The sequence below is a fragment of the Bradyrhizobium sp. LHD-71 genome, assembly GCF_031157255.1.
In the GTDB taxonomy this organism is placed as follows: Bacteria; Pseudomonadota; Alphaproteobacteria; order Rhizobiales; family Xanthobacteraceae; genus P52-10.
Genome location: NZ_JAVIFX010000015.1, coordinates 167,196 through 178,635 on the forward strand (window position 1 = coordinate 167,196; position 11,440 = coordinate 178,635).

At 63.5% G+C, this 11,440-nt stretch carries 10 protein-coding genes; 5 read left to right on the top strand and 5 right to left on the bottom strand.

Features of this window, described 5'->3' with window-relative positions:
• The first annotated feature begins 52 nt into the window (after nt 1-52).
• Complete coding sequence (acs, locus tag RCO31_RS18345; RefSeq protein ID WP_308969873.1) at nt 53-1,999, top strand: acetate--CoA ligase; 1,947 nt, start codon at nt 53-55, stop codon at nt 1,997-1,999.
• Between the two features lie 91 nt (nt 2,000-2,090).
• Here acs and RCO31_RS18350 read toward each other — a convergent pair whose 3' ends face one another.
• From RCO31_RS18350 to RCO31_RS18360, 3 genes are all read right to left on the bottom strand, one after another.
• The gene (locus RCO31_RS18350; protein ID WP_308969874.1) at nt 2,091-3,512 is read right to left on the bottom strand and encodes an FAD-binding oxidoreductase; all 1,422 of its coding nucleotides are present in this window, start codon (nt 3,510-3,512) and stop codon (nt 2,091-2,093) included.
• 115 nt (nt 3,513-3,627) lie between these two features.
• Complete coding sequence (locus RCO31_RS18355; protein ID WP_308969875.1) at nt 3,628-4,092, bottom strand: SRPBCC family protein; 465 nt, start codon at nt 4,090-4,092, stop codon at nt 3,628-3,630.
• Nucleotides 4,092-4,409, bottom strand: coding sequence for a helix-turn-helix domain-containing protein (locus tag RCO31_RS18360; protein WP_308969876.1), 318 nt, complete (start codon nt 4,407-4,409; stop codon nt 4,092-4,094). The genes RCO31_RS18355 and RCO31_RS18360 overlap by 1 nt, the downstream gene beginning before the upstream one ends.
• Before the next feature lie 266 nt (nt 4,410-4,675).
• On the opposite strand from RCO31_RS18360, the gene RCO31_RS18365 reads away from it, so the two are divergent.
• A complete protein-coding gene (locus tag RCO31_RS18365) occupies nt 4,676-5,188 on the top strand; it encodes a L,D-transpeptidase (RefSeq protein WP_308969877.1) in 513 nt (170 codons plus the stop codon).
• A gap of 47 nt (nt 5,189-5,235) precedes the next feature.
• On the opposite strand, the gene RCO31_RS18370 is transcribed toward RCO31_RS18365, so the two are convergent.
• Entirely contained in the window at nt 5,236-5,826 is a 591-nt protein-coding gene (locus RCO31_RS18370; protein ID WP_308969878.1) for a thermonuclease family protein, read from the bottom strand.
• A gap of 110 nt (nt 5,827-5,936) precedes the next feature.
• Nucleotides 5,937-6,185 (bottom strand): DUF1674 domain-containing protein, encoded by a 249-nt coding sequence (locus RCO31_RS18375; protein WP_308969879.1) that lies wholly within the window; start codon nt 6,183-6,185, stop codon nt 5,937-5,939.
• 135 nt (nt 6,186-6,320) lie between these two features.
• Between RCO31_RS18375 and RCO31_RS18380 the strand changes: the two genes are divergently transcribed.
• From RCO31_RS18380 to purH, 3 genes are all read left to right on the top strand, one after another.
• Nucleotides 6,321-7,661 (top strand): transcription antitermination factor NusB, encoded by a 1,341-nt coding sequence (locus RCO31_RS18380; protein ID WP_308969880.1) that lies wholly within the window; start codon nt 6,321-6,323, stop codon nt 7,659-7,661.
• 174 nt (nt 7,662-7,835) lie between these two features.
• Entirely contained in the window at nt 7,836-9,599 is a 1,764-nt protein-coding gene (locus tag RCO31_RS18385) for a heparinase II/III family protein (RefSeq protein ID WP_308969881.1), read from the top strand.
• A gap of 100 nt (nt 9,600-9,699) precedes the next feature.
• A complete protein-coding gene (gene purH / locus RCO31_RS18390; RefSeq protein WP_308969882.1) occupies nt 9,700-11,292 on the top strand; it encodes a bifunctional phosphoribosylaminoimidazolecarboxamide formyltransferase/IMP cyclohydrolase in 1,593 nt (530 codons plus the stop codon).
• The last annotated feature ends 148 nt before the right edge of the window (nt 11,293-11,440 follow it).

The window sequence follows — 11,440 nt, forward strand, 5'->3', positions numbered from 1 at the left end:
GAAATTTCAAGAGTTATGCCGTCGTCGGCTGGCCGTTCGCGTGGAGGAACTGATGTCCGAGAAGATCTATGACGTGTCCGCGGAGTGGGCGAAGCGCGCCTTCATCGACGCTGCAAGATACAACGACATGTATGCGCGCTCGATCAAGGATCCGAACGGTTTCTGGTCCGAGCAGGCGCAGCGCGTCGACTGGACCAAGCCATTCACCAAAGTCGAAAACGTATCCTTCGCGCCCGGTAACATCTCGATCAAGTGGTTCGAGGACGGAGTGTTGAATGTCGCCTACAACTGCGTCGACCGACATCTCGCGAAGCGCGGCGACCAGACGGCCATCATCTGGGAAGGTGACGATCCGAAAGACGACAGGAAGATCACCTACAAAGAGCTGCATGCGGAAGTCTGCAAGTTCGCGAACGTGCTGAAGTCGCGCGGCGTCAAGAAGGGCGACCGCGTCACCATCTACATGCCGATGATTCCGGAAGCCGCCTACGCGATGCTCGCCTGTGCTCGCATCGGCGCCATCCATTCAGTGGTGTTCGGCGGCTTCTCGCCGGACTCGCTCGCTGGCCGGATCGAGGACTGCAGATCGAACGTGGTGATCACCGCGGACGAGGGCCTCCGCGGCGGCAGACCTGTGCCGCTGAAGGCCAACACCGACGCCGCGGCCGACAAGGCCGGCGGCGTGACAACGGTCGTCGTTGTCAGACGAACCGGCGCGCAAGTGGCGATGAAGGCGGGACGGGACATCTATTATGACGAAGCGGCCAAGAGTGTTCCCGCCGATTGCCCGTGCGAACCGATGAACGCGGAGGATCCGCTGTTCATTCTCTATACCTCCGGCTCGACCGGCAAGCCGAAGGGTGTGCTGCACACCACCGGCGGCTATCTCGTCTACACGTCCATGACCCATCAATACGTGTTCGATTATCACGACGGCGACATTTATTGGTGCACCGCCGACGTCGGCTGGGTCACCGGTCACAGCTACATCCTGTACGGCCCGCTTTGCAACGGCGCGACCACGCTGATGTTCGAAGGCGTGCCGAACTATCCGGACAATTCGCGCTTCTGGAATGTGATCGACAAGCACAAGGTCAACATCTTCTACACTGCACCGACCGCTATCCGCGCCTTGATGCAGGCGGGCGATGGTCCGGTGAAGAAAACCTCGCGCGCGAGCCTCCGCCTGCTCGGCTCGGTGGGCGAGCCGATCAATCCGGAGGCCTGGGAATGGTACCATCGCGTGGTCGGCGACGGCCGTTGCCCGATCGTCGATACGTGGTGGCAGACCGAGACCGGCGGAATCCTGATCACGCCGCTGCCGGGCGCGACGAAGCTGAAGCCGGGCTCTGCGACACAACCGTTCTTCGGCGTGGCGCCGGAGATCGTCGACGCAGACGGCAAGGTGCTGGAAGGTGCTGCGACCGGCAACCTCTGCATCGCCCGCTCGTGGCCCGGACAGATGCGCACGGTCTATGGCGATCACGACCGCTTCGAGCAGACTTATTTTGCGAACTACAGGGGCAAATATTTCACCGGCGATGGCTGCCGCCGCGACGCCGACGGCTACTACTGGATCACCGGGCGCGTCGACGACGTGATCAACGTCTCCGGCCATCGCATGGGTACCGCGGAGGTGGAAAGCTCGCTGGTCGCGCACGAGAAGATTTCCGAGGCCGCGGTGGTCGGCTACCCGCATGACATCAAGGGTCAGGGCATCTACGCCTATGTCACGTTGATGGTCGGCGTGCAGCCGAGCGACGAGCTCCGGAAGGAACTGGTCGCCTGGGTACGCAAGGACATCGGCCCGATCGCCTCGCCCGACCTGATCCAGTTTTCGCCCGGCCTGCCGAAAACGCGCTCGGGTAAGATCATGCGCCGCATCCTGCGCAAGATCGCCGAAGACGACTACACGTCGCTCGGCGATACCTCGACGCTGGCCGATCCGGCGGTGGTCGACGATCTGGTCAAGAACCGCCAGAATCGCAAAGGGGCGTAACTGGCGACCGGGGTTTTGCCTTCCAGGCTGGATCAGCGAGAAGTAGCTGCTGTTCTTTCGAACGGCGGCGGCGTGCCATGGCGCGAGACGCTTAGCCAAAATACCTGTCCCACAGCGTATTGCGGAATAGCAGGTTCGGGTCGAATCGGCGCTTGGCGGCGATGAACTCCTCCGCGCGCGGATAGGCGCGACGCACCTGCGCGCGAGTGGCGTGCAGCCGGTAGGGCAGATAGAAGCTCCCGCCGAGCGACAGCACGTGATCGATCAGTTTTGCCGTCATCGCCTGCATGTCTTGATTGGCCTCGGGCGTCATCGGCTGCACGAACAGCATCACCGCGGCGATGCGCGGTCCAGCAGCGTACGCAAGCACGCTGGATTCATCACCTCCGACATAGCGGAGCGTAACGCTCAACAGGTCCTGGCTGTGTCGTGGTATGATCTCGCGACAGCCGGCGAGAAAATCCTCGAGCCGTTCGGGCGGCACGAAATATTCGTGCAGGATGTCCGTGCGGCGGAAGTTGCTGTCCGCAAATTCGGCGACCGGGTGATTCAGAAGCTCGTTGCGCGTGACGGATGGCGATACAGTCGCCGTCAAGCGCGTCTCGACAAGCCAGCGCGGCTTCTTTCCCGTCTCTGAACCGGTCTGCGCGCGAAAGATGTTGCGCGAGAGGTAAGCGTAAGCTGCGGATGGCTTGCCTGCCTTCGCAACGGTGGGCTGAAATCCATCAGAACGATAGGCGACCATCAGCGCATCGCGCAGGAAATTGTCGCGCGAGACCGACAGGCGGCCATACAACATCGCGTTGAGCGGCTGGTTCGCCGCATCGATGAAAGCTTTGGTGAATTCATCCGACGGCAGTCGCGCCGGCCGGGCACGCAGACTCCAGTTCGAGGCCGCAGCGAGTTCCGCATCGATGATAACACCGAACAGGCCATAGCCACCGACGGCGAGGCTGAAGAGATCAGCATTCTGATCACGCGAACATGTGACAAGCTCTCCGTCCGCGAGCAGCATCCGAAATGATTTCACAGTGGTGCCGAAAGGCCCGAACGGCACTGGCCAACCGTGGGCGTTCACCGAGAGTGTCCCACCGATGCTGAAGTCGTTGTTGGATTGCATGACCGCCGGCGAAAGCTGCAGCGGATCGAGCGCGGCGAGCACCTCGCGCCAACGTGCACCGGCACCGACCCGATAGACGTTTGCCGCAACATCTGGTTTTACGATCGAGGTTTCGAGCGAGACCGCCGTGCCGCCCCGCGCGAGACTCTGCCCGCCCATGGAATGCCGCGCACCGCCGACGGCAACAGGCCGCCCCTCCTTTGCCGCTTCACGCAACTCGTTACGCAAGCTGGCGAGCAGATTTTCTTCGTCCCGGCCGGACAGGATCGCGACCTTCGCGACCGGTGTGGGGTTGAGCCTGCTGGCGTCATTGAGAACGATGGCATTTGCCGCCGTCGGAGCAGCGACGAGCCTTGCGCTCGGCAGCAGTGCGGCGGCGATTCCGGCTTGCAAAAAACTTCGGCGGCACAGACCCATGTTACGTGTTGGTCGGCGACGACCACGAACGGTTCAGTGTGTTTGGCCGTTCGTTATTGCAAGCCGGCTGCCGCTGGCGGAGCTCCCGAGATCAAGCCGCTTTTGGCTTGGCAAAAACGTCAAGGCCGCGGCCGGTTTCCAGGAAGGACTTCAGGCTGGAGAGAACGACCGGCCAGCCTTTTTGGATGCCGTTCGCCATCCCGCTACCGGCTTCGAGTTCGTCATGGGTGACAGTCAGCCGGACCATGTCCTCGTATTCCGCGATCTCAAAGGTGACCCGGCTGTAGCTGGCCGGGTCGGCGGCCTGTGAGGCGTTCGCCCAGGTCATGACCAGGCGGCTGGGCGGCGACATCTCAATGACCTGGCCTACGAGTTCGACGGTCCGTTGATCATTGGCGCGGATATGTTCCCACTTCGATCCGACTTTCCAGTCGGAGACGTTCTCGTGGCCCCAATAGCGTCGTGCGATCTCCGGCTTCGTGATGGCTTCGAACACCTTTTCAGGCTTCGACATAATGTAGGTCACGTAAACAAAGCTGGTCTTCTCTTTGGTCATCATGACCCTCCTTCGAGTTGTTTCTTCAGATCGTGCAGCAGGCTGAGCCGCTGACGTTCGAACTTCCGAACCCACCGCTCGTAGACCTCGTGGATCGGCACGGGATTGATGAAGTGAAGCTTTTCCCGGCCACGCCTCACTGTGCTCACCAGATTGGCCGCCTCCAGGATCTCAAGGTGCTGCGTGGCGGATTGCCTTGCCATGTCCAGGTTCTCGCAGAGCTGGCCAAGCGTCTGACCGTTCTTTTCACACAGGAGGTCGAGCAACCTTCTGCGCGTCGGGTCGGCCAGCGCCTTGAAAACCTGGTCGGCGTGCATCCGTCTCACTTTCGATGATGTGCAATATGCAGGTAAATGCCTGCATGTCAAGTCGCGCTCAAATTCGCGTCGCAACCAATGATTCAAGTACCGCTCAGCGCGTTTGCCGATCCTTTACCTCTTCCTCCATTTCCAGGTTCGACCTGCGCCGTTGTGCCGAAAGCTGCATCTCGCGTGTAACCAATTGGTGAGATGCAACGGCATAATCGAAACGCGCGCTGGAAAAGCATGGCGCGCGTGTGTGAGTAGCGTTGGAGTGCATAAAGATGTTCGGCCGCTGTCTTCTGGCTGCTTGTCTTGCTGTTGCAGGAGCCGCAGTCAGCCATGTCCCCGCCCGCGCCGCGCCCGAGATGGTCGCGTTCTCGGCAAGCTATCCTTCCGGCACCATCGTCGTGAACACCCGTGAGCGCCGCCTTTACCTCGTGCTCGGCGGCGGCTCCGCCATGCGCTACAGGGTCGGCGTCGGCAGGGCCGGCAAACAGTGGGCCGGCACATCGAGCGTCGACGGCAAGTATAGGTATCCAGCCTGGGCGCCACCGCCGGACATGGCGCGCGAACGGCGGATGTCTTCCGCGGTCGTCCCGGGCGGATCGTCACGCAACCCGATGGGCGTCGCGGCACTGACGCTCGCCGGCGGCGAATATGCGATCCACGGCACCAACACGCCGGGCTCGATCGGCGGTTTTGTCTCCGGCGGCTGCATCCGGATGTACAACCACGACATCACCGACCTTTATCAGCGCGTGGACATCGGCACACCCGTGGTCGTGGTGCGCTAGAGTCTGTCTGGAGGATGATCTTTTCGGGAAACCTTCCGAATCATGCTCTAGCGCAGCGGGCCATTGCACCAAGCCTGACGGCGACCGCCGAGATAGGCGCGCACGTGGCCCGCAGCAACGAGCGCCGAAGACACGTTCGGCGTGTTGCGCGTCGCGACGTCTGCCACCACCCGGCCACCATACTTGTCAGGTCCGATGTTGAAGATCGCTACGCCGCCTTCGGCGAGCATTGTACGCAGAGCCCTGGTTGAGACCTGCGCCTTGCGAAACTCCACCTCGCACGAGGCGTGGATTTCCGGCGCATCGATGCCGCGCAATCGCACGCGCGTGTCGAGTTCAAGTCCTGGCCACAGCACAACGCGTGCATCGAACGTATCGCCGTCGACAGTGCGCAGCACGTCGACTTCATGTCTGACGCTCGGGTTGCCAGCGCGTCGCCAGATCGTCTCGCTGTCGCGCTCGCGTTGGAGCTCCTCAGAACTTTTCCATGGCACGCCGAGCCGCGCGCTCCACTCGCCGAGAGGAAGCGTCGATCCCGCGGCGACGCAGAGGACGAACACCCAGGGCAGGACCGCGGTCAGCCGCCTGTGCCAGCTCCGGCCGATGTGGGGCGTATTCAATCCGCGGGTTAGGAACATAAGTCTATGTAGCCGCGAATCGCCGAGACAGGCAAGAACAATATAGGAACATCCGGCGATGATGTTTCTTGCGAACCTCCGGGGCTGGAGGCGCGGCGGCTGATCAGAGTTCAGAAATCTGAGGCGATGCCTTTCCGCTCCCAGTCGCCGAATCGGGTCGGCTCCGGTCCCTTAGGGCCCTGGAACTCGCGCGGCTTCTCGTCGACAGCGGCCTTTTCAGCCTGGGCGCGGCGTTCGGCAGCCTCAGCCAATGCACGTTGCGCAGCCGGCGGCAACGGCTTGCGCAGCGCCGGCGCGGCATCCGACGACGGTGCAGCGCGCGAGGCAGGCGCGCCCGGTTCGCGATCGGCATCATGCATCGTCATCACCTTGAGAAATCAGCATCGCAACATCGCTTTGTGCAGATTCTTATATTTGGCTCATTCGGCCGATATCAATCCCATCAGCGCGACCATCTCGCGCCGCTTTCAGTCCTCTGAAGTTCGAAGCACTTTATGCCGTCACCCAGACTAGCCCCGCAGATCGACGCGCCGGGTTTCGCCGCGCGGCGGATTGCGGCAGACATCATCGACAATGTGCTTGTGCGGCGTCGCGCGCTGGACGACCAGCTCGAAGGCCCCAGCGCACATCCGGCTGTGAAAGGCCTCAGCGACCGCGACCGGGCGCTGATGCGACGGCTGGTCGCGACGGTGCTGCGCCGCCTCGGCACGTTGCGATACGTGCTGTCGCGGCTGCTCGATCGCGGCATGCCGGCGGATTCGCAACGCGCGGAAACGGCGCTGCTGCTCGGCGCGGCGCAGATCCTGTGGATGGACGTGCCGGATCATGCGGCAGTCGATCTCTCTGTGCGACTGGCGCAGGCCGATCGCCGCGCGGCCCGATATGTCGGCCTCGTCAACGCGGTGTTGCGCCGCTGCGCGCGCGAGGGACAGGCGTTGGGCGAGGAGGCGGCGAAGCAGGCCGCCGACATTCCGGAGTGGTTGTTCAGCCGATGGAGCGCGCATTACGGTGACGCGACCACACGCGATATCGCCGCGGCGATTCGCCACGAGCCCGCGCTCGACATCACAGTCAAATCCGATGCGGCCGTCTGGGCCGAGCGGCTGCACGGCGAAGTGCTTCCGACGGGAAGCGTCCGCACGCCACTGCATGGCGCAGTGACGATGCTGCCGGGATTCGATGACGGCCAATGGTGGGTGCAGGACGCAGCGGCAGCGCTGCCTGCGACGCTGTTCGGCGACCTGCGTGGCAAGTCGGTGGCCGATCTCTGCGCGGCACCGGGCGGCAAGACCGCACAGCTCGCACAGGCGGGTGCCGCAGTCACCGCCGTCGATCGCTCGCCGGCGCGGATCAAGCGCCTGAAGGACAATCTCGCCCGATTGGCCCTGACCGCGGAGATCGTCGTCGCAGACGCCACGGAGTGGACCCACGCACCGTTCGACGCAGTGCTGGTGGACGCGCCGTGCACCGCGACTGGCACCATTCGCCGGCATCCGGACATTGCCTGGCTGAAACAAGCTTCCGATATCAACACGCTCACCGGTTTGCAGCATCGCCTGCTGCAGCGGGCGGTTGCAATGCTCAAGCCGGGCGGCACGCTGGTCTACTGCACGTGCTCGCTGGAACCGGAAGAAGGCGAGTTGGCCGTGCAACAGCTTCTGGAGTCCGAGCAGGCGCTGCGCCGTGCGCCGATCGACGCGTCGGAGGTCGCCGGCCGCCGCGAGCTGATCACAGTTGAGGGCGATCTGCGCACCCTGCCCTGCCAATTGCCGCACGCCGACCCGCGGATGGCGGGACTTGACGGCTTCTTCGCCGCCCGGCTGGTAAAAGCCTGACTCAACTAAATTATTTGCCGGCTTGATTTGGCCGGCGCGGTTCTCTCCGGTATATGTTGACCTGTCCGCTTCGGGCTTGAGTCTCCGGTCGAGAACATTCGCATCCTGGAGGTCGCGGGCTGCATCGCTCACACAGCGCGCTCAACTTGCGCAGGGGGAAGTTTTATAACGCCGATGGCGCGCCGATCCGTCGCCTACCACCGCCGTGTCTCCGGTCTGGTCGCTAGCCGCTTCGCCAGGAACATGCTGGCACGGGCGAGCTGGAACTCGGCCGCGTTGTGGCGCGTCTGGCCGGGGCGAACCGATCAGCTCCTGATCTCGCCGCAGGAGCTGCGCACCGCCGACGCCACCCGCGCCGCGGAGATCTACGCGGGGCGATTCGTCTTTGCCGGCAAGATCGTCACCTGCCACGGCCGCTCGGTGTTCTCGCTCGATCCGCCATCCGAGGATTGGGAGGTCGCGCTGCTCGGCTTCGGCTGGCTGCGGCACCTGCGCGCCGCCGATTCCGCCATCACACGCGCCAATGCGCGCTCATTGGTCGACGAATGGATGTCGTCCCAGCACCAGGCGAGCAAGACGGCATGGCGGGCTGAGGTGCTGGCGCGACGGGTCATCTCGTTGCTGTCGCAGGCGCCGCTGCTCCTCAGCGACACCGATGGCAGGTTTTATCGCCGATATCTGCGCAACCTCGCGCGTGAGATCCGCTATCTCCGCCACACCATGCTGAACATTTCCGACGGCGTGCCGCGGCTGCTCGTGCTGATCGCGCTTTGCTATGCGTCGCTGTGTCTCGCCAATCATGCGCGCCACATCCGCGCCGTGACCCGCCGCCTGTCGGACGAATTGCAGCGCCAGATCCTGCCCGACGGTGGCCACATCTCGCGCAATCCGTCGGCGCTGATCGAACTGCTGCTCGACTTGTTGCCACTGCGACAGACGTTTGCGGCTCGCAACATCCCTCCACCGCCGATGCTGTTGAACGCAATCGACCGGATGATGCCGATGCTTCGCTTCTTCCGGCACGGCGACGGCAACTTCGCGCTGTTCAACGGCATGAGCGCCACGCCGTCCGACCTGCTCGCCACGCTGCTGGCCTATGACGACACGCACGGAACGCCAATGGCGAGCATGCCGCATTCCGGCTTTCAACGGCTCGACGCAACATCGACCGCCGTGATCATGGATACCGGCGCATCGCCGCCGCCGAATGTCAGCCAGGACGCACACGCCGGCTGCCTCGCCTTCGAGCTGTCGTCAGGCATGAATCGCATCGTCATCAACTGCGGCATGCCCGCGGCCGGGCGCGACAACTGGCGCGCGTTCGCCCGCGAGACGCCCGCGCATTCAGTGCTGACCTTTCACGACACCTCGTCTTGCGAGTTTGTAGCGCAGTCGGCGATGAAGCGGCTGCTGCAGGGCACGCTGATCGTTTCCGGACCCGTCAACGTCGAAAGCTCTCGCGAGGTGTTGCAGAACGGCGTTCTGCTGACCGCATCGCATGACGGCTACCAGCGGCGCTTCGGTATCGTGCACCGGCGTGCGATCATGTTGTCGAGCGATGGCGGCCGTGTTGCCGGCGAAGATGCGATTGAAATCGCGCAAGGGGCGAACACCAAGCTCCGCGATAGCGACTACGCGATCCGTTTTCATCTGCATCCGTCGATCAAGGCCAGCCGGCTCAGCGACGCCCGGGGCGTGATGCTGGTCCTGCCCAACCGCGACGTGTGGACGTTCGAGACGCGTGACGACAAGGTCGACCTCGAGGACAGCGTGTTCCTGGCCGGGCCGGATGGGCCGCGCCGGACCTCGCAGATCGTGATTCGCAAGAATGTGCGCACCGCACCGAACGTGCAGTGGAGCTTTTCCCGTTCCGCTGGTGGCGTCGCAGCGACAGCCGCCCGGCGCAGCGCCCAACGGGAACCGGAGCTGCCGCTGTAAAATCCGCAGCCGGCTCCAGTCGGGCCCTTTTCAGGGAAGGTCGGTTTCGTCTGCTCCTGAATCATGCTACCGCACCCGCCTTTCCGGCAGGATACCTCTTATGACAGACCAGTTGCGCCGCGTGACGCGGGCCTTGCTTTCCGTTTCCGACAAATCCGGGCTGATCGAGTTCGCCCGCGCGCTCGCCGGGCGCGGCATCGAACTGGTCTCCACCGGCGGCACCGCGAAAGCGATCGCCGACGCCGGCCTGGCGGTCCGTGATGTCTCCGAGCTGACCGGATTTCCGGAGATGATGGACGGCCGGGTCAAGACGCTGCACCCGAAGGTCCATGGCGGGCTGCTTTCGATCCGCGGCAATGCGGAGCACGACAAGGCCGCCAAGGCGCACGGCATCGCGCCGATCGACCTCCTGATCGTCAATCTCTACCCGTTCGAAGCGACGGTGGAGAAAGGGGCCAGCGAAGACGACTGCATCGAAAACATCGACATCGGCGGCCCGGCCATGATCCGCGCCGCCGCCAAGAACCACAACGACGTCGCGGTGGTGGTCGAGGCGAACGACTATGCAGCCGTCCTCGCCGAGCTTGCCGCAAACAACGGTGCGACCACGCTTACGTTGCGGCGCAGGCTTGCGGCGAAGGCCTATGCGCGCACCGCAGCCTATGATGCGGCCATCTCGAACTGGTTCGCGGATCAGCTGAAGATCGACGCGCCGGATTTCCGCGCCTTCGGCGGCAAGCTTGCTGAAACGCTACGCTACGGCGAGAACCCGCACCAAAGCGCCGCATTCTATCGCACCCCGGAGCATCGCCCCGGTGTCGCGACCGCGCGGCAGGTGCAAGGCAAGCAACTCTCCTACAACAACATCAGCGATACCGACGCCGCATACGAGTGCATCGCCGAGTTCGATGCCGCACGCACCGCCGCCTGCGTCATCGTCAAGCACGCAAACCCTTGCGGCGTCGCCGAAGCCCAAGACCTCGTCAGCGCCTACCGCAAGGCGCTGGCCTGCGATCCGGTCTCGGCGTTCGGCGGAATCATCGCCATGAATCGTCCGCTCGATGCGGACACCGCACGGGCGATCACCGAGATCTTTACCGAGGTGATCATCGCACCGGATGCCACTGACGAAGCGATCGCGATCATCGGCGCCCGGAAGAACCTGAGGCTGTTGCTTGCGGGCGGCCTGCCCAATCCGCGCGCAGCAGGACTGACGATGAAGACCGTCGCCGGCGGCATGCTGGTGCAGACCCGCGACAACGCCGTAGTCGACGACATGAACCTCAAGACGGTCACCAAGCGCGAGCCGACCAGCGCGGAGCTGCGCGACTTGAAGTTCGCCTTCCGCGTCGCCAAGCACGTGAAATCGAACACCATCATCTATGCAAAGGACCTGGCCACCGTTGGCGTCGGCGCAGGTCAGATGAGCCGAGTCGATTCGGCGCGGATTGCCGCCCAGAAGGCGGAAGATGTGGCGCGCGCATCGAAGCTCGCTGAACCCATGACCAAGGGTTCGGTGGTCGCATCGGACGCCTTCTTTCCGTTCGCGGACGGATTGCTCGCAGCCGTTGCCGCCGGCGCGACCGCCGTGATCCAGCCCGGCGGCTCGATGCGCGACGACGAGGTGATCAAGGCTGCCGACGACCACGGCATCGCCATGGTGCTCACCGGCATCCGCCATTTCCGACATTGAGCATCGTCGTGCTAGCCGCTCCGAAGAACGGCTAGTGTCCCGAATCCGAAGTTCGCCGTACTTTGCAGCGAGCTCAGAGCGAACTTCGGATTCGATCAGGACACTAGCAAGTTTATGATTCTAGTGTCGTTTATGGATCAGAAATTCG

Bases quoted from the DNA above. Each gene is read 5' to 3' on its own strand.
- acs (WP_308969873.1), top strand. From the start codon at position 53: ATGTCCGAGAAGATCTATGACGTGTCCGCGGAGTGGGCGAAGCGCGCC.
- RCO31_RS18355 (WP_308969875.1), bottom strand. From the start codon at position 4,092: ATGACCAAAGAGAAGACCAGCTTTGTTTACGTGACCTACATTATGTCG.
- RCO31_RS18360 (WP_308969876.1), bottom strand. From the start codon at position 4,409: ATGCACGCCGACCAGGTTTTCAAGGCGCTGGCCGACCCGACGCGCAGA.
- RCO31_RS18365 (WP_308969877.1), top strand. From the start codon at position 4,676: ATGTTCGGCCGCTGTCTTCTGGCTGCTTGTCTTGCTGTTGCAGGAGCC.
- RCO31_RS18370 (WP_308969878.1), bottom strand. From the start codon at position 5,826: ATGTTCCTAACCCGCGGATTGAATACGCCCCACATCGGCCGGAGCTGG.
- RCO31_RS18375 (WP_308969879.1), bottom strand. From the start codon at position 6,185: ATGCATGATGCCGATCGCGAACCGGGCGCGCCTGCCTCGCGCGCTGCA.
- RCO31_RS18380 (WP_308969880.1), top strand. From the start codon at position 6,321: ATGCCGTCACCCAGACTAGCCCCGCAGATCGACGCGCCGGGTTTCGCC.
- RCO31_RS18385 (WP_308969881.1), top strand. From the start codon at position 7,836: ATGGCGCGCCGATCCGTCGCCTACCACCGCCGTGTCTCCGGTCTGGTC.
- purH (WP_308969882.1), top strand. From the start codon at position 9,700: ATGACAGACCAGTTGCGCCGCGTGACGCGGGCCTTGCTTTCCGTTTCC.